The 18,851-nt window shown below is 61.1% G+C and carries 13 protein-coding genes and 2 pseudogenes; 8 read left to right on the plus strand and 7 right to left on the minus strand.

The features are described 5' to 3' along the window. Positions 1–8 precede the first annotated feature (8 nt). Together araD1 and AB4N82_RS28850 are read right to left on the minus strand one after the other, a co-directional pair. Positions 9–998: an AraD1 family protein gene (araD1, locus tag AB4N82_RS28845; protein ID WP_460104057.1), complete on the minus strand. Its 990-nt coding sequence runs from the start codon at positions 996–998 to the stop codon at positions 9–11. Between the two features lie 15 nt (positions 999–1,013). Then, positions 1,014–2,336 carry an MFS transporter gene (locus AB4N82_RS28850; protein ID WP_032885423.1) on the minus strand — a complete coding sequence of 441 codons (1,323 nt, stop codon included), beginning with the start codon at positions 2,334–2,336 and terminating at the stop codon, positions 1,014–1,016. Positions 2,337–2,527: 191 nt separating this feature from the next. Here AB4N82_RS28850 and AB4N82_RS28855 point away from each other — a divergent pair, with 191 nt between their 5' ends. Together AB4N82_RS28855 and AB4N82_RS28860 are read left to right on the plus strand one after the other, a co-directional pair. Further along, the gene (locus AB4N82_RS28855; RefSeq protein WP_032885424.1) at positions 2,528–4,264 is read left to right on the plus strand and encodes an IlvD/Edd family dehydratase; all 1,737 of its coding nucleotides are present in this window, start codon (positions 2,528–2,530) and stop codon (positions 4,262–4,264) included. 48 nt (positions 4,265–4,312) lie between these two features. Next, entirely contained in the window at positions 4,313–5,035 is a 723-nt protein-coding gene (locus AB4N82_RS28860) for a FadR/GntR family transcriptional regulator (RefSeq protein ID WP_032885425.1), read from the plus strand. A 122-nt stretch (positions 5,036–5,157) separates the two neighbouring features. Here the strand turns inward: AB4N82_RS28860 and AB4N82_RS28865 are convergent, their stop codons facing one another. Together AB4N82_RS28865 and AB4N82_RS28870 are read right to left on the minus strand one after the other, a co-directional pair. Further along, positions 5,158–7,284, minus strand: coding sequence for a TonB-dependent siderophore receptor (locus AB4N82_RS28865; RefSeq protein ID WP_122764078.1), 2,127 nt, complete (start codon positions 7,282–7,284; stop codon positions 5,158–5,160). A gap of 190 nt (positions 7,285–7,474) precedes the next feature. Continuing rightward, positions 7,475–8,566 carry an NADH:flavin oxidoreductase/NADH oxidase gene (locus tag AB4N82_RS28870; RefSeq protein WP_122764077.1) on the minus strand — a complete coding sequence of 364 codons (1,092 nt, stop codon included), beginning with the start codon at positions 8,564–8,566 and terminating at the stop codon, positions 7,475–7,477. Between the two features lie 89 nt (positions 8,567–8,655). On the opposite strand from AB4N82_RS28870, the gene AB4N82_RS28875 reads away from it, so the two are divergent. Continuing rightward, positions 8,656–8,955, plus strand: a complete 300-nt coding sequence (locus AB4N82_RS28875) for an ArsR/SmtB family transcription factor (RefSeq protein ID WP_032885428.1) — start codon at positions 8,656–8,658, stop codon at positions 8,953–8,955. Positions 8,956–8,962: 7 nt separating this feature from the next. Here the strand turns inward: AB4N82_RS28875 and AB4N82_RS28880 are convergent, their stop codons facing one another. Genes AB4N82_RS28880 through AB4N82_RS28890 form a run of 3 tightly spaced genes read right to left on the minus strand, consistent with a single transcriptional unit; the run spans position 8,963 to position 11,327 of the window. Further along, complete coding sequence (locus AB4N82_RS28880) at positions 8,963–9,421, minus strand: metallophosphoesterase family protein (RefSeq protein WP_122753798.1); 459 nt, start codon at positions 9,419–9,421, stop codon at positions 8,963–8,965. Beyond that, a complete protein-coding gene (locus AB4N82_RS28885) occupies positions 9,418–10,464 on the minus strand; it encodes a GGDEF domain-containing protein (protein ID WP_099603346.1) in 1,047 nt (348 codons plus the stop codon). Before AB4N82_RS28885 ends, AB4N82_RS28880 begins: the two co-directional genes overlap by 4 nt. Positions 10,465–10,475: 11 nt before the next feature. Further along, a complete protein-coding gene (locus AB4N82_RS28890; RefSeq protein ID WP_233897064.1) occupies positions 10,476–11,327 on the minus strand; it encodes a hypothetical protein in 852 nt (283 codons plus the stop codon). 262 nt (positions 11,328–11,589) lie between these two features. Here AB4N82_RS28890 and AB4N82_RS28895 point away from each other — a divergent pair, with 262 nt between their 5' ends. From AB4N82_RS28895 to AB4N82_RS28915, 5 genes and pseudogenes are all read left to right on the plus strand, one after another. Beyond that, positions 11,590–12,480, plus strand: coding sequence for a bestrophin family protein (locus tag AB4N82_RS28895; RefSeq protein WP_032885432.1), 891 nt, complete (start codon positions 11,590–11,592; stop codon positions 12,478–12,480). Between the two features lie 143 nt (positions 12,481–12,623). Continuing rightward, positions 12,624–13,703, plus strand: a pseudogene (locus AB4N82_RS28900) (HAMP domain-containing protein); the annotation flags it as partial. 348 nt (positions 13,704–14,051) lie between these two features. Beyond that, positions 14,052–14,567: pseudogene (locus AB4N82_RS28905) on the plus strand (methyl-accepting chemotaxis protein); the annotation flags it as partial. A gap of 450 nt (positions 14,568–15,017) precedes the next feature. Then, a complete protein-coding gene (locus tag AB4N82_RS28910; protein WP_095186436.1) occupies positions 15,018–17,426 on the plus strand; it encodes a glucose/quinate/shikimate family membrane-bound PQQ-dependent dehydrogenase in 2,409 nt (802 codons plus the stop codon). A 54-nt stretch (positions 17,427–17,480) separates the two neighbouring features. Then, positions 17,481–18,746: a carbohydrate porin gene (locus AB4N82_RS28915; RefSeq protein WP_122764076.1), complete on the plus strand. Its 1,266-nt coding sequence runs from the start codon at positions 17,481–17,483 to the stop codon at positions 18,744–18,746. Positions 18,747–18,851 lie beyond the last annotated feature (105 nt).

An 18,851-nucleotide genomic window follows, 5' to 3' on the forward strand; every position in this document is an offset into this window, starting at 1 on the left:
GGGTCTCCTTAAAGGGTGATGACATTGCCGGGTTCGAACGCTGCATCGACGCTGCCGACACTGTTGATCAACGGCGCGCCGAACTCAGCCTGGCTGATCTCGAACACATCCCCCGGTTGGGTACGTATACCGTCGGCGAATGACAAGGTGGCGGTGCCGAAGAAATGAATGTGCACATCGCCCGGCTTGAGGAATTGGCTGTATTTGAAGTGGTGGTATTCGAGGTTTTCCAGGCTGTGGCACATATTGGCCTCGCCACTGAGGAATTCGTTCCGCCAGATTTCCTCGCCGTTACGCAGGATGCGGCTGGTGCCGGCCAGGTGCTGGGGCAATTCGCCGACACGCAGTTCCGGGCCGTAGCTGCAACTGCGCAGCTTGGAATGGGCCAGGTACAGGTAGTTCTTGCGCTCCATCACATGGTCGGAAAACTCGTTGCCCACCGCGAAACCCAGGCGGTAGGGTTTACCGTCGTGGCCGATCACGTAGAGGCCGCCGATCTCCGGTTCTTCACCAGCATCTTCGGCAAACGGTGGCACCGGGAAGGCTTGGCCTGGGCGCACCACAATGCTGCCGTCGCCCTTGTAGAACCACTCCGGCTGCACGCCGGCCTCACCGGCGGCGGGCTTGCCGCCCACCACGCCCCACTTGAAGATGCGCATGGTGTCGGTCAGGGCGCTGTCGTCACCGCCCTGGTGCATTTTGTCCCGCGCCGAGGCGCTGCCCAAGTGGGTCAGGCCGGTGCCGCTGATCAGCATGTGGGCCGGGTCCGGGTGATCCAGAGGCGGCAGGATTTTTTGTTCGGCCAGCAAGGCGGCGTAGTCGTGGCTGTCGCCCAGGCCGAGGCTGTCCACCTGCTGCTGCAACTTGACGCCCGCTTCGATGGCGGCCAAGGCTAGCTCACGCACGCTATGGGCGCTGCGCACTTCACGCAGTTGCTTGCCTTCCACTACGCCAACGCGGCGCTCGCCATTATTGAGTTCGAACTGCACTAAACGCATGAAGGTTCTCCTAGATTAAGTACGTGTGGCGCCACGGGCGCTGGCGGCGAACTGGTCGACGGGCAGCACGTGCTTGCGCTCAAGCAGGCGATAGACCACGCCGGTCAGCACCAGCCCGAACACCATCACACCGGACAGGAAGTACAAGCCCGAGGCCAGGTTGCCGGTGTATTCCTTGAGCGCACCAATCACGAACGGGCCGATATAGCCGCCGAGGTTGCCCACGGAGTTGATCAAGGCAATGCCGGCCGCCGCACTGGCGCCGGCGAAGAAGCGGCCCGGCAAGGTCCAGAACACCGCCGTACAAGAGAACATCGCGAACGCTGCCAGGCACAGCGCGGCCATTTGCAGCACCGGCACACTCAGCCAGGCGCTGAAGAACAGGCCGATCGCACCCAGCACATAGAGCACGGCGAGGTGCCCGTAACGATCATTCAGGCGGTCGGAACTGCGCGGGATAATCAGCAAACCGATGATGCCGAAGATATACGGCACCGCCGATATAAAGCCGGTGGTGAGGTCGCTGCCCCCGAACTGCTTGATCAACGTGGGCAGCCACAAGCCCAGGCCGTAGATGCTCAGGGTCACCGGCAGGTAGAACAGCGCCAGCAGCAACACGCGCTTGTCTTTGAGCGCATGCAATGGATTGCCGTGGCGGGTCTGACCGTAGGCTTGCAGGTCTTTGTTCAGTTCGTCGGTCAACCAGGTTTTTTCGGCGTCGGTCATCCACTTGACCTGCTTGGGACCATCCGGCAGGTAACGCAGCACCGGCCAGGTCAGCAGGATCGCCGGGGTGCCGATCACGATAAACAGCCACTGCCAGCCGTGCAGGCCGAGGATGCCGTCCATACCCAGCAGGCCGCCGGACACGGGGCCGGTGATCATCATCGCGATGGGCTGCGAGAGGATAAACAGCCCAAGGATCTTGCCGCGATGGCGCACCGGGAACCATTGGGTGATGTAGTACAGCACGCCCGGGAAGAACCCGGCTTCGGCCGCACCGAGCAGAAAGCGCATCACATAGAAGCTGTGAGGCCCCTGCACGAACGCCATGCCGATGGTGATGGTGCCCCAGGTGATCATGATGCGGGCGAACCAGCGCCGCGCGCCGAAGCGGTCGAGCATCAGGTTGCTGGGAATCTCGAACAGGAAGTAGCCAATGAAGAACAACCCAGCACCCAGGCCATAAGCCGCATCACCGATGCCGACGTCGGCGCCCATGTGCAACTTGGCAAAGCCCACGGCGGAACGGTCCACGTAGGCGATCAGGTACAGCAAGATCAGGAAGGGAATCAGTTTCAGCGTGATGCGCCGGATAAGCCGTAATTCCTCGCTCATGGGGTCGATCTCCGATTGTTGTTCTTATAGGAATCGGGGATGCCTCTCGCAGAAAATCCGCCAGGGTCATACCTCAGTTAAGTCAGACTATATAGTAGGACTATTTGCAAAACAACTCTTCCAAAGCGAACATTTTGCGCTTATGTTTAGCCGTAGAGAGAACATATAGTCATACAATAAGAGAATCGATCATGTCTGATAAAAAGCCCGGCCTACGCTCTGCCCAGTGGTTTGGTACCGCCGACAAAAACGGCTTCATGTACCGCAGCTGGATGAAGAATCAGGGCATTGCCGACCATCAGTTCCATGGCAAGCCGATCATCGGTATCTGCAATACCTGGTCGGAGCTGACCCCGTGCAACGCGCATTTCCGCCAGATCGCCGAGCACGTCAAACGCGGTGTGATCGAGGCCGGTGGCTTCCCGGTCGAATTCCCGGTGTTCTCCAATGGCGAATCCAACCTGCGCCCCACTGCCATGCTGACGCGCAACCTGGCGAGCATGGACGTGGAGGAAGCCATTCGCGGCAACCCGATTGATGGTGTGGTGCTACTGACCGGCTGCGACAAGACCACCCCGGCCCTGCTGATGGGCGCCGCCAGTTGCGACGTGCCGGCCATCGTGGTCACCGGCGGGCCGATGCTCAACGGCAAGCACAAGGGCCAGGACATCGGCTCGGGCACCGTGGTGTGGCAGCTCAGTGAACAGGTCAAGGCCGGCACCATTACCCTGGACGACTTCCTTGCGGCCGAAGGCGGCATGTCGCGCTCGGCGGGTACCTGCAACACCATGGGCACCGCGTCGACCATGGCCTGCATGGCCGAGGCACTGGGCACTTCCCTGCCCCACAACGCGGCGATTCCGGCAGTGGATGCGCGGCGCTATGTGCTGGCGCATATGTCGGGCATGCGCGCGGTGGAGATGGTGCGCGAAGACTTGAAGCTGTCGAAGATCCTCACCAAGGAGGCGTTTGAAAACGCTATTCGCGTGAACGCGGCCATCGGCGGTTCGACCAACGCGGTGATTCACCTCAAAGCCATCGCCGGGCGCATCGGCGTCGAGTTGGACCTGGACGACTGGACCCGCATGGGTCGTGGCATGCCGACCATCGTCGACTTGCAGCCGTCCGGGCGCTTTCTAATGGAAGAGTTCTACTACGCCGGCGGCCTGCCTGCCGTGTTGCGCCGCCTCGGCGAAGCCAACCTGATCCCGCACCCGAACGCCTTGACCGTGAACGGCAAGTCCCTGGGCGAGAACACCAAGGACTCGCCGATCTACGGCCAGGACGAAGTGATCCGTACCCTGGATAACCCGATCCGCGCCGACGGCGGTATCTGCGTGCTGCGCGGCAACCTCGCCCCGCTCGGCGCAGTGCTCAAGCCGTCAGCCGCCAGCCCGGAGCTGATGCAGCATCGCGGTCGTGCGGTGGTGTTCGAGAATTTCGACATGTACAAGGCGCGCATCAACGATCCGGAGCTGGACGTGGACGCCAACTCGATCCTGGTCATGAAAAACTGCGGGCCCAAGGGTTACCCGGGCATGGCCGAGGTCGGCAACATGGGCTTGCCGGCCAAGCTGCTGGCCCAGGGCGTGACCGATATGGTGCGTATTTCCGATGCGCGCATGAGCGGCACGGCGTACGGCACGGTGGTGTTGCACGTCGCGCCGGAAGCAGCAGCGGGCGGGCCGTTGGCCACGGTGAAGGAAGGCGACTGGATCGAACTGGACTGCGCCAACGGCCGCTTGCACCTGGACATCCCCGATGCAGAGCTGGCGGCGCGCATGGCAGACCTGGCGCCACCGGAAAAACTCATCGTCGGCGGCTACCGCCAGCTGTACATCGACCATGTGTTGCAGGCAGACCAAGGCTGCGACTTTGACTTCCTGGTGGGCTGCCGGGGGGCGGAAGTCCCGCGTCATTCCCACTAATTGGGATGCTATGATGCCGCGTCTTTAAGCCAGAGCCTCCCCGTCGTTATGGATCACCAGCCGCCCAAGCCGCGCAAGAGCATGCATGCCCAGATCGTTCAGGACTTGGGCATGCACATAGTTTCCGGTCGCTTCAAGCCGGAAGAAAGACTGCCCATGGAGGCCACGCTCTGCGAGGAGTACAAGGTCAGCCGCTCGGTGCTGCGCGAGGCGACCCGGGTTCTCAGCGCCAAGGGCCTGGTGTATTCCAAACCACGGGTGGGCGCCGTGGTGCGGCCGCGCTTGAAGTGGCACCTGCTCGACCCGGATGTGTTGTCCTGGCTGATGCAATCCACGCCCCACAGCGAATTCTTCAATACCCTGGCCGGCGTGCGGCGCATCCTCGAACCGGAAATCGCCGCCATGGCCGCCACGACGGCGACCGATGACGACATCGCCACCATCGAAAAAGCCTACCAGGGCATGGAAACCGCGAAGACCCACGAAGACCTGTTGCAGGCCGACCTGGACTTCCACCGCGCCATCGCCGACGCCACGCGCAACGACTTGCTCGCCTATATGTGCAACATGCTGTCGTTGCCGTTGCGCGAGTCGATCAACATCACCAACCGTCGCCCGGACATCCAGGGCCTGAGCCTGCCCCGGCACAAGGCGATTCTCACCGCGATCCAGAACCGCGATGCGCTGGGTGCACGGCATGCCTCACTGGTGCAGTTGGATGACACGCGGGTGGCGTTGGATACGGTGATGAATGTGCTGACGCCGCTGTAATGTAAACGCAATCAAATGTGGGAGGGGGCTTGCCCCCGATGGCGGTGGGTCAGTCACAGCATCATCGACTGGTCTACCGCTATCGGGGGCAAGCCCCTCCCACATTGAAGCTGTGCAGGCCTTTACAGGGTGTAGGCGATGCCGACCTGCACAGTGCGGGGTGCGCCTGGGTAGGCGTAGATATTGCCGAACGCGCCCTCTTCATACTCGCGGTTGAACAGGTTCTTTACATCCAGGTTCAGTCGTACCTTGTCATTGACCTTGTAGTAGCCCAGCAGGTCCACAACGGTGTAGGCGTCCATCGAGAACGCCGTATTGGCGGTCTGGCCGGCACGCTGGTCGACATACTTGCCACCCGCGCCCAGGCCCAGGCCTTTGAGGGCGCCGTCCTGGAATTCGTAGACGTTAAGCAGGCTGAAGCTGTTGCGGGGAATGTTCAGCAGGCGCGTGCCGGGGCGAATGGTGTTGTCCTTGGTGACTTCGGCATCCACGTAGGCGTAACCGCCGATCACGCGCCACTCGGGGGTGATATTGCCCGCCACATTCAGGTCGAAACCACGGCTGCGGACTTGGCCAGCGGCGACGCTGAAGGTTGAGTCGATAGGGTCGGTGGTGAGGACGTTTTTCTTCTCGATCTGGTAGATCGCCGCGTCGACGCTCAGTTGACGGTCCAAGGCTTCCCATTTGACGCCCATCTCATAGGACTTGCCCTTTTCCGGCTCAAACCCGCCACCTTGGCGAGCAGCGCCAGTGTTCGGCTTGAACGAACGTGCGGCGTCAGCGTAGACCGCGACGGTATCGGTAAGGTCGTAGATCACGCCCACACGTGGGGTGACCGCGTTATCAGCGGCTTGCCAAGGTTTAACCCCGGTCACGTAGCTTTCGTAGTCATGCTCAAAACGCTCAAAACGCGCACCGGCCAAGACTTTCAGGCGCTCGGTGAGGGCCACTTGGTCCTGCACAAAGGCTGCGTAGGTCTTGAGGTTTTCTTTGTCGTGGGTCGGTGTTCGCGTGAGCGGTGGGCGTGCCTGGCCGTAAACAGGGTCAAAGATATCGATCGGGTAAGTGCCCGCGGTGGCACTGGAACGCTGGATGATCGACTTGTAGTCGTAATCCTCATACTCGATGCCGGTCAGCAAGGTGTGCTCGAAACCACCGGTGGTGAAATGCCCGGTGAGGTTGAGTTGGTAATCCTTGTCGGTCCATTCCAGCTTGCGATAGTTGAAGTTGCGTTGCAGCGTGCGGCCATCGGCGCTCAGGCCGTTGGCTTCAATGGCGTTGCCCTGCAAGGTGCCGTCCAGCCACTGGAAACCGCCGCCCAGGGTCCAGTTTTCGTTGAGCAGGTGTTCGAAGCGCAACTGCGCCATGCTGTTGTCGTTGTGCAATTTGCCGACGTCTTTATCGCCCCAGAAGGTATCGCGCGATGCGTTGCCTTTTTGGGTGGGATAGCGCGTCAGGCCACGGTCCAGCGGGTGGTTGTTACGCATGAAGTCGCCTTCGAAGATCACCTTGGTGTCGTCGGTGGCTTGCCAGGTGATGACAGGCGTCACGCCGTAGCGTTCGGTTTCCACATGGTCCCGGAAGGTGTCGCCGCCCTCGCCCACCACGTTCAGGCGATAAGCGAGGCGACCTTCTTCATCCAAAGGGCCGGAGGCATCCAGGGTGCCGCGTTTCATGCCTTGATCATTCAACTGGCTGCCCAGGGTCACGGTACGCTCTGCCAGCGGCTGCTTGGACACCACGTTGAACGTGCCGCCTGGATCGCCACGGCCATACAGCATGGTTGCGGGACCGCGCAGTACTTCGAGGCGTTCGATGGTGTTGGCGTCCGGCATGTTCGGGTAGCCGCGGTTGATCGGGAAACCGTTGCGGTAGAACTCGCCAGTGGTAAAGCCGCGCACGGTGAAGGTGGTCAGGCCCTGGCCGCCGAAGTTGTTGGCGCGGCCGACGCCGCCGGCATAGTCAAGGGCATCCTGCAGGCGGGTGGCGCCAATGTCTTCGACCACATCCTTGGACACCACGCTGATGGACTGCGGTGTTTCATGAATCGACGTGTCGGTGCGCGTCGCGCTGGCTGAGCGTGTGGCGTGGTAGCCCTTGACCGGCCCCTGAGCTGTTTCATAGTCCGCCGTGCCCGTCACAGTGGTCGCTTGCAACTCCAGACTGGTTTGCTCGGTGGGCGCCACTTCTGCCCAGGTGAACGGGGAAAACGCCTGCAACACACAGATGGAAATCAGGGTACGACGCATGGATGTTGGACCTAGTGAATGAGCCAGATGGGACGGCAAACCTGCCAAGAATTCGCGGCGCATGGTATATCAACGCATTCTCGTTTGACATCCATTCTCATTCGTTATTTTTTGAGTATCCGCTTTGTATCAATTCTCAGATAAAAAAAAGCCACTCGATTGAGTGGCTCCATAAACCGCTTGGCTCGCCTCAGCGATAGCGTTCCAACCAATGCGCATACGGCGCTGGCAAGGTCCAGGAGGACTTATCCACGCCCAGCTCTTTGGCGGCAAAGTACGCCCAATGCGGGTCAGCGAGGTGCGCGCGGCCCACTGAGACCAGGTCCAAATGCCCCGCCTGCAACGCGCTTTCTGCCAATTGTGGCGTACCAAAACCCCACGCCGAGGTCACCGGGATACCGGCTTCGCGGCGCACGCGTTCGGCAATCGGGCCCATAAAGGCCGGGCCCCACGGGATGTTGGTGTCGGGGATGGTGAAACCGACGCTGACGCTCAGCAGGTCCAAGCCACCGGCTTTGAAATTACGCGCCAGTTCGATGGATTCGGTGAGGGTTTGCTCGTCACGACCGTCGTATTCGATCACACCGAAACGCGCGGTCAGCGGCAGGTTTTCCGGCCAGACTTCACGCACGGCGGCCAGGGTTTCCAGGAGGAAACGGCTGCGGTTGTCGAAGCTGCCACCGTAGGCATCGGTACGTTGGTTGGAATGCTCGGAGAAAAAGCTTTGGGCCAGGTAACCGTGGGCGAAGTGCAGTTCGATCCACTCGAAACCGGCGTCACGGGCGCGACGGGCGGCGTCGACGAAATCCTGTTTAACGCGAGCGATGTCGTCCAGGGTCATGGCGCGCGGCACATTGGGCAGGTTGGCACCGAAGGCGATGGCCGACGGCGCAATGGTTTCCCAATGGCGTGCGTCGGAAGCCGGAATGTGGTCATCCCCTTCCCATGGACGGTTGGCACTGGCTTTACGCCCGGCGTGGGCAATCTGAATGCCGGGCACTGAACCTGCGGCCTTGATCGCCTTGACCATCGGCACGAACGCCTGAGCATGTGCATCGCTCCAGATGCCGGCACAGCCCGGAGTGATGCGGCCTTCAGGCGCAACGGCAGTGGCCTCGACCACTAACAAACCGGCACCGCCACGGGCCATGCCGGCCAGGTGCACGTGGTGCCAGTCGTTGACGATGCCGTCTTCGGCCATGTATTGGCACATTGGCGGGATGGCGATGCGATTGCGCAGGGTTACGTCTTTGAGTTTGAAGGGTTCGAACAGAGCGGACATGGGAACTCCAGCAGCGAGTGAGTGATTCGATAGTTCGATGGTAATCGAACTATGGTATTCGGCGATACCCCCCTGTTATCATCCGCCCCATGCGAGCCTTCAAACACCCTACCCCTGAAGATCTGACCCTGGAGCGTCTGCTGTACGCCCTGAGCGACCCGGTGCGCCTGGAAATCGTGCGCTGCCTGGCCGGCGTGCCAGAAGCCACTTGCGGCGAACTGGACGGCGGGCGCCCCAAGTCCAGCATGTCCCACCACTTCCGCGTACTGCGCGATGCCGGCCTGGTGCACACCCGCAGCGTGGGCACGACCCATATGAATTCGTTGCGCGGCGATGTGCTTGAGGAACGGTTTCCAGGGTTGTTGCAGAGCATCCTGGCGCAAGCATAAACCCCGATCAGTCCAGCAGCGTGATCAGTTGCGACTCGATCGTCAGCGCCTGCACCTCCAGCACCGCCAACGTCACCGGCAACTTGAAGCGCCGCCGCCCTGCACTGCCGGGGTTCACATACAGCGTTGCGCCCCGCCATTCGATCACGGGCTTGTGCGAATGACCGGTGATCACCAGCCGTACATGCGTATCGAGTCGTGCGGGGACGTCGGCGATGTCATGCACTACCAACGTCCGCCACCCGTCCACATCCAGCATCAGATGGTCGGGCACCTGCCGTGCCCACGGCGCGTCCTGGTCATTGTTGCCGCGCACCACGTGCAGGGGTGCGATCTGCGCCAATTGCTGAAGAATTTCAGGGCTACCGATATCGCCGGCATGGATGATCTGTTCGCATCCCTGCAACGCCGCCACGGCTTCAGGCCGCAGCAGGCCGTGAGTATCGGAAATCACGCCAACTTTCATAGGGCCTCCGGGGTGGACGTCGACCCCTGAAACACCGGCGCGCCATCCAAATACACGCGGTCTTTACCGTTGCCCTTGGCAGCGTAGAGGTTGCGGTCGGCACGCTTGAGGACCGCCGACATTTCGGCCCCGGCCGTAAAGCGCGCCATGCCCGCACTGCAAGTGTAGTCATGGGGCGGCGCGACACTGCTGCGGATCGCTTGCAGCAGGCGCAGCGCGTAATCGGTGGCGAGACCAGGGTCATCGCCCACCAGCAGCACCCCGAATTCTTCGCCGCCAATCCTGCCGAAACTGTGGCTGCCTGGGGTGGATTTAAAGCACGCGGCCATGGCGCAGAGAATCCTGTCGCCGACGTCATGGCCGAACTGGTCATTCTTCAATTTGAAACTGTCGATATCCAGCATCATGAAGTAGCCGGTATCACCGGCCGCAATCAGTTTGGCGAAGCTCTCCATAAAGGCCCGCCGGTTCAGGATGGAGGTCAAATAATCGGTCTCGGCCAACTCCCGAAACTCACTCTCCACCAGTAACACGGAACGCAGGTTCTTCAGGTAGTAGACATTCAAGATAAATCCGATGGCCACCGACGCGGCGCAAAAGATGAACACGTAGGTGTCGACGCCTGCGTAAAGGCTCAGCTGAATCTGGGGCCACGTCAGTAACCACACCAATGCGGCGCAGAACAGAAAATCCTGAACCACGATAAACAGGATTGCGCTGCTCATTACCAAGGTCACGGCCAGCGGCAAGGCGAACACCTGCAGGTCGGGGCGGGTGTGAACCACATAGGCAAAACCCGCGGACAGCAGCACCATATAACCCACGCCCAGCGCCCGCCACAGCACATACTGAGTCACCACCCGGTGAACCCCATACACCACGCACAGCCCCATCGTGACCAGCACGACCGGCCAGCCGAACATCCCCCCGCGATCAACCAGCAACACCGCCAACCAGGCGAAAATCCCGATCAATTCCGCCTGGGCAATTGCGGGCGACAACAGCCTTTGCATCCGTGGCCTGAGCTTCACATTAGCCGGCATCCCGTCACTCCCTATGCATGAGTGGCCGCTTTGGTATCGACATGACTCAGTTGAAGACTGTGCAGGCAGGTCGCAAACGAATACGCCATGAAGCGCCTTACCAACACGATAAAAGGTGGCAGGACTTCAAGCAATGTCTTGGAATGAATCTTGAAATAGCCCCGGTCAGCCCCCTCTTGCACCAAGCGAATAACATGGGTCTTGGACACCGAGAGTTGCTCAGCGATGGAAAGGTAGGACGAAGACCTGAAACTTGCCCCCTGGTTATCCAACGCACACGCATCGTTATAGATCGCCAGCATCAACATATGCCCGGCATCGCGCTTTACCAGCCAATAACAGTCGGGCATCAGCAGGTCGATGGTCACATTATGGGAGAGAAGGACCGAAAACCCTTTGAAATAACGTGCCAGATAAGCGCGATCATCCAACCCGTTCATTGAGCCGCAAACCGCGGTTTCCGGGCACATCACGCCCAGCGGCTCGACCACGGACGTGAGCATCAGCCTGATCTCCTCGCAGGCTAGGGGTGACGGGCTGAATACCCGCAGACGGCTGTCATCCGCATGCCTCGACACCGTCATGAACCCCAACGCCCTGAACAGCAGGAAGATCGACTCCAGACTGTTTCTGGAACAGAACCCGCGCGCCGTACAAAACTCTTTCACCTCGGACAGTAAAGGCACCTGCTTGGAGAAATAGGTGCTCAATAACGTAAAGGACACCATCAAGCGACTGAACTTCAGTGCGGTCTTGTAGAAAAATGGTCTTTTTGAATAGGACTCCAGCAAGATCGAATAATGGGTACGAATACACGCTTCAAAATCCACATGGCGCTCAAACGCACGCGCCGACTGTTCCACCGCCAACTTCAACGAACCACTGCACATGAGAAAGAGCCCTGATCAAACAACTTGGATTCACTGATCTCAATTGCAGCACAGATAATGGCGTTTTGCCTTGAGCGCAATCTATCGTGATTAACGCAGGGGACACCGTCGCTACCAAAATTGTTCCAAAAAGACCCCGGTGGCTTAACCGTTTCAGTCACCACAGCGAACCTTCCCCGCAAACCAGCGTCCGAGCTAAGGCACAGTTGTCTACCGCTCGCCACGAGGTTGTCGTTTGAAAGCCGCCATCATCAAAAAGTACCGCCTGATCATCAAGACCATGGGCTATGTGGGCTGGTCGCTGTTCTGGCTGTTGCTGTGGGACGTCGCCGTCACCGTGGACTTCATGCTGTTTCTCACCGCCAAGATCAACTTGCCGCTGATGCCCCTCACTCTGCTGGGCTCGGCACTGATTGTGCTCATCAGCTTTCGCAACAGCAGCGCCTACAACCGCTGGTGGGAGGCGCGCACGCTATGGGGCGCGATGGTCAACAATTCGCGCAGCTTTGCGCGCCAGGTGCTGACGCTACTGGACGACCCCGACGGTGAAGTGAACCCGGTCAAGTCCACCCTGCTGCGCCGCCACGTGGCCTACGTGAATTGCCTGGCCGCGCACCTTAAGGGCGAGCCATGCCCGGATGAAATCCGCGCGTTTATCCCCACTGAGGAATTCGCCCGCAACGGTGCCACCAATAACTTTGCCAACGATATCCTCACCGGCTCGGCGGCCATCCTGGCCCGGGAATACAAAGCCGGGCACCTGGACAGCATTCGCCTGGCCCGGCTGGAATCCACCCTGGTGGACTTGTCCAACGCCCAGGGCGGCATGGAGCGTATCGCCAACACCCCACTGCCCTACCCTTACGTGTATTTCCCGCGGTTGTTTATCTCGCTGTTCTGCCTGATCGTACCGGTGGGCCTTGTGGAGTCCCTGGGCTGGTTCACGCCGCTGGCCTCGACGGTGGTGGGCTTTATGCTGCTGGCCATCGAACGCATCGGCACCGATTTGCAAAGCCCGTTCCGCTCCAGCGAACACCAGATCCAGATGGAAGCCATCTGCGAAACCATCGAAAAAAACCTGCAATCGATGCGCCGCGACGCCCTGGCCGATACCCAAATCGGCTGATCACGACTGCGGCCCTAAAGTGCGTGACTCCTCGGTCGATAAACCGGGGGTACGCATGGGCTACACCTCTTCATAACAACACATGCGACGTTCTGCGCTACCCACTGCCTTGCCAAAACTATAAATACTCCGCAGGTGAAGTCATGAATATCAAGCAGAAGCTGACCTGGGCGTTCGCGGCTATCGCGTGCGTCCCCGTCATCCTGGTCGCCGTGTTGGTAGTGTTGAATCTGCGCGAGGGGGCCCTGGCCAACTTCCTCGACAGCAGCGGCCGCGAAATCCGCCAGATCGACAATGGCATGAAGCAGTTCTTCGACGGCATCAGCCAGAACGTCGAATTTGTGGCCAAGGACCCGCGCGTTGTCGCGGCCAAGGACCTCAAGAGCTACGCCGGCGCCGACGCCGCGCAAATTCCCCTTACACCCACCAACAAAGAACTGCTGGATATCTTCGACCAGTTCGCCAAGAGCCATCCGAGCACCGCTTACCTGTCCCTGGGCCTGAGCGACGGCGGTTACGCCAGTTGGCCGGACGACACCAAACTGAACAACTACGACCCACGCGTACGCCCTTGGTACCAAGCGGCCATCGCCGCGCCTGGCGCTACCGTGCGCACCGGCGCCTACTACTGGGCACCGGATGATGTGGTGCTGATCGGCACCGTGCACACCGTCGCCGACGCCAGCGGCAAAATCCTCGGCGTGGTCGGCCTGGACGTGTCGCTCAAGCAGCTCACCGAACTGGTGCGCAACATCAAGCTGGGCGACAGCGGCTACCTGATGCTGGTCGAAGCCAATGGCAACGTGCTGGTGGACCCCAGCGACGCCAAGCACAACTTCAAGCCGATGGCAGACCTCGGCCCCAACTACGCCGAACTGTCCAAGCGTGGCGACGGCGTGACCCAAATCGACATCGACGGCGTGGCTTATATGGCTAACGTGGTCAGTTCAAAAGACTTGGGCTGGCGCTTTATCGGGCTGATCAAGCGGGACGAAGTGATGGCGGGTGCGACCAGCCTCACCTGGCTGATCGCCGCGATCGCTGCCGCGTTGGCCTTAGTGTTCGCGATTGTCGGCGCCAGTTTTGCCAGCGTCATTGTCCGCCCGATCCGTGGCGTGGCCGACGGCCTGCAAGAAATCGCCGAAGGTGAAGGCGACCTGACCCGCCAGCTCAAGGTGCAAGGCAAGGACGAAACCGCCAGCCTCGCCGGCTGGTTCAACCAGTTCCTGAGCATGATCGCGCAGTTGGTGCAGCGCATCGGTAACGCATCATCCGACCTGCAAACCGCCGCCGCCGACACCAGCGAAGTGGCCAATAACATGAACCAGGCCGCCGGCCGCCAGCGTGAAGCCGTGGAACTGGTCAGCACTGCGTTCAACGAAATGGTCGCCACCGCCAACGAAGTCGCACGCTCCTGCAGCGCCGCGGCCACCAGTGCCGACGAAGGCTATCGCGATGTGCACGCCGGTCAGCAGCACATCGGCGAAGCCACGGGCAGCGTGCTCAAGCTTAGCGAAGACCTGCAGAAATCGACTCAGACCATGCAGTTGCTGGAGCAGGACAGCCAGAACATCAACACCATCCTCGATACCATCCGTTCGATTGCCGAGCAAACCAACCTGCTGGCACTCAACGCGGCGATCGAAGCGGCCCGCGCCGGTGACCAAGGCCGAGGCTTCGCCGTGGTTGCAGACGAAGTCCGCGCCTTGGCGCGTCGCACCGCGGACTCCACCGGCGAAATCGACAGCCTGCTGGGCAACCTCGCCCGCCGCACCCAGGAAGTCACGCAGCAGATGCAAGGCAGCCTGTTGGTGTCCCACACCAGCGTGGAACGCATCCAGCAGGCTCGCGACAGCTTCGACAAGATCCTTGGCTCCGTGGACTCGATCCGCGACCAGAACACCCAGATCGCGACCGCCGCTGAGGAACAGCACCAAGTGGCGGAAGAGATCAACCGGCACATCGCGCAGATCCATGCCGATGCGCAGTTGGTGGAAGGTTTTGCCCATTCGGCGCAGACCGGCTCAGGTCGTTTGACGGATATTTCCGGTCAGCTCAAAGGGTTGGTGGGACGCTTCAAGTTTTAGGCATTGTCAGACAGAGGGCGTATGCGGACACACACGTCAGCCGCATCGCCCTCAAGGAAGACGTCAACCCATACATGGCCAGTGACTTGAGCCACGACGGTACCGGGATCGGAATGACGAGGGTCATCTGATCCGCTCCGATATGCTCGAAGAGTTCGAGCAAAGCTGCCTGTAAAGACGGTGGTCGAACGCTACGCCCCATCCACTCAACCGATGGGGCGTTTCGTTGAGGCTCAAAGTGCGCTCATCCTGATACGGCTATCGACACGCCTGAATACGCGCTCCCCGCACCGCTGCCCATCGAGAAAACCCTCCTATCCAACGCGGCATTTGACCGCACTGCATCATCGCAGCAACTGTAATAGTCTATTGCAGGACTCTAATGTACTAACCAGTTACTTATCTTGCTAAAATCGCGTCTTTGCCCTCTCACATTCGAGTCCTTTCGACATGAAACGAGCATCGCGCGCTACTGGCGTCTCTAGATTCTTACTCCTGGGCCTGGGCGTTATCATCGCCCTGCTCGGCATCGCGCTCGCCGTCGGCGGCGCCAAACTGGTTAGCCTGGGAGGTTCCTGGTACTTCCTGATCGGCGGCGTGGCCATGGCGATTGCCGGCCTGTTGATTGCCCGGCGTAACCCGGCGGGTGCGTGGTTGTTTGCCGCGTTCCTGGTGGGCACGGCCATTTGGGCCGTGGCGGATGTGGGCCTGGTGTTCTGGCCGCTGTTCTCGCGGCTATTCATGTTCGCCGCGATTGGCCTGGTGGTCGCGCTGGTGTACCCACTGCTGGTCGGCAAGCCTGCGCGCGGTGCCTATGGCGTTGCCGCCGTACTGGCGGTGGGCGTAGTGGTTGCGGCGGGCAATATGTTTGTCGCCCACCCAAGCGTCGCCCCGACCGGTGCCGGCCCAGGCGTCACGCCGGTGGCCCCGGCCGATGCGCAGAAAGATTGGGCGCACTACGGCAACACTGAAGGCGGCAGCCGCTTCGCCGCGCTGGACCAGATCAACCGCGACACCGTCAACAAGCTCAAAGTAGCCTGGACCTACCACACCGGCGACGTGGCGATCAGCGACGGCAACGGTGCCGAAGACCAACTGACCCCGCTGCAGATCGGCAACAAAGTGTTCATCTGCACCCCGCACAACAATCTGATCGCCCTCGACGCCGACACCGGCAAAGAACTGTGGAAGAACGAAGTCAACGCCAAATCGGCGGTCTGGCAGCGTTGCCGCGGCATGGCCTATTTCGACGCCACCGCGCCGATTGCCCAGCCGACCCAGCCCAACAGCTCGCCGATCATTGCCGCCAGCGTTCCAGCGGGTGCGCAGTGCCAGCGCCGTCTGCTGACCAACACCATTGATGCCCGCCTGATTGCGGTAGACGCCGACACCGGCAAATTCTGTGAAGACTTCGGCACCCACGGCCAGGTGGATTTGAAAGCCGGCCTGGGCAATGTGCCGGACAGCTACTACCAGCTGTCTTCCGCGCCATTGATCGCCGGTACCACCGTGGTGGTCGGCGGCCGCGTGGCGGATAACGTGCAGACCGACATGCCAGGCGGCGTGATCCGTGGTTTTGACGTGATCAGCGGGCAAATGCGTTGGGCCTTCGACCCCGGCAACCCGGAAGACAAACAAGCCCCAACCGGCGACAGCACCTACGTGCGCAGCACGCCGAACAGCTGGGCGCCGATGTCCTACGACCCGCTGATGAACACGATTTTCCTGCCGATGGGCAGCTCATCCACCGACATCTACGGCGTGGAACGCACCCAGCTCAACCATAAATACGGCGCTTCGGTATTGGCGCTGGATGCCTCCACCGGTGCTGAAAAGTGGGTGTACCAGACCGTCCACAACGACCTGTGGGACTTCGACCTGCCGATGCAGCCAAGCCTGATCGACTTCACCCCGCCGGGCAGCGACAAAGCCGTGCCTGCGGTAGTGATCGGCACCAAGGCCGGCCAGATCTACGTGCTCGACCGCGCCACTGGTAAACCGCTGACTGACGTAAAAGAAGTGCCGGTCAAGGCCGCCAACATCCCCAATGAACCGTACTCGCCAACCCAGCCTAAATCGGTAGGCATGCCGCAGATCGGCGCGCAAACCCTGACTGAATCGGACATGTGGGGCGCCACCCCGTACGACCAGTTGCTGTGCCGCATCGACTTCAAAGGCATGCGCTACGACGGCCTGTACACCGCGCCGGGCACCGATAAATCCCTGAGTTTCCCGGGTTCCCTGGGCGGCATGAACTGGGGCAGCATTTCCACCGACCCGGTGCACGGTTTTATCTTCGTCAACGACATGCGCCTGGGCCTGTGGATCCAGATGGTGCCGTCGCAGAACAAAGCCCAGTCTTCGTCCGGTGGCGAAGCGCTGAACACCGGCATGGGCGCGGTCCCGCTCAAGGGCACGCCGTATGCCGTGAACAAAAACCGCTTCCTGTCGGTGGCCGGCATTCCGTGCCAGGCGCCGCCGTTCGGCACCCTGACCGCCATCGATATGAAGACCCAGAAAGTCGCGTGGCAGGTGCCGGTTGGCACCGTTGAAGACACCGGCCCGCTGGGCATCCGTATGCACCTGCCGATCAAGATCGGTCTGCCGACCCTCGGCGGCACGCTGTCGACCCAGGGCGGCCTGATCTTTATCGCCGGCACCCAGGATTTCTACCTGCGCGCCTTCAACAGCGGCAACGGTGACGAAGTGTGGAAAGCCCGCCTGCCGGTCGGCAGCCAAGGCGGCCCGATGACTTACGTATCGCCGAAAACCGGCAAGCAGTACGTAGTCGTCACCGCCGGCGGTGCACGCCAATCCACTGACCGTGGCGACTACGTGATCGCCTACGCCCTGCCATAACCTCCCCCAAGCGCGGTGCCCCCCGGCACCGCGCTTTCTGTCTGGAAGACCCGCATGACACCCACTTCTCATCTCTCTTTTGGGCGCCTGTTGCTCGGCCTGGCCCTGGGCGCCGCCCTGCCCGTCCAAGCCGATGACACCACCCTGACCGGCGACTGGGGCGGCCTGCGCCGTGAACTGGAAGACACCGGTGTGCGCTTCACCGGCGACTACAGCGGCGAAACCGCCTACAACGCCCACGGCGGTCAGCACCGCTCGGCGCGCTACTCGCAAAACCTCAAGCTCGGTGTGCAGTTCGACCTGGGCAAGCTCTACGGTTTCACCAACGGCGACCGCATCCAGGTCACCGTCAATGACCGTCGCGGCAACAGCGCGTCCGAGGACCTGGTGGGCAACCGTCTGCCGATCCAGGAAAACTACGGCGGTCTCTACACCCGCCTCACTGAGCTGAGCTACGAGCGCACGCTCTTCACCCCAGCACTCAACGTGAAGCTCGGCTACATGGCCATGGGCAATGACCTCGGCGGCCTGGACAGCGGCATCCTGTGCAACTTCATGAACGCCGGTTTCTGCGGGCATCCGCTGAACATGTCCGGCGGCAGCGGCTGGACCAACTACCCGAACGCGCGTCTGGGCGCACGGGTGAAATACGACCTCTCGCCGGCCTGGCAAGTGCGGGTGGCGGCGTTCAATGTCGACCCGGAAAGCAACGGCGACTCCAGCCGCGCCTGGAAGTTGAGCCCCAAGCACACCACCGGGACCGTGGTGCCGATTGAGCTGGTGTACAAGCACGCAGGCCCCCTGCCCGGGGAATATAAGGTGGGTTACTACTACGACAGCTCCGATGTGAAACGCATCGGCAGCACTGAAAAAGTCAGCGGTCGCGGCGGTCACTATCTGCTGATCGACCAGGCGGTGTGGGCCTCCGAATCGTCGGCCGGCCGTGTGCTGCACGCCTTCGGCCAATACTCCGCCGCCAGCGAAGCGGCCTCGCCGTTCAGCAAGTGGTATGGCGCAGGTGTAGTGCTCTACAAACCGTTCGAAGGCCGCCCGCGGGACACCCTGTCCCTGGGTTATGGCCGCGCCGTGCCAAACCCGCGCAGCCGCGACGTGCAGGAACTGGCAGCGTTCAACGCCGGGTCCAGCTACCCCAACCTCGACAACGCCGAACAACTGATCGAACTCAGTTACGGCTACCAGGCCACGCCATGGCTGAACCTGCGCCCGGATGTGCAATACATCATCGAGCCAGGCGCGTTTTCGGGTGACAACATCGACAATGCGCTGGTGTTGGGGTTGCAGGTCAAGGCAGTGTTCTAAGCGCCTGAACGCGGTCAAAAAATGTGGGAGGGGGCTTGCTCCCGATGGCGGTGTGTCAGTCAATGAATGGCTTGACTGACACACCGCCATCGGGAGCAAGCCCCC

It is taken from the genome of Pseudomonas sp. H1_D04, assembly GCF_054683855.1.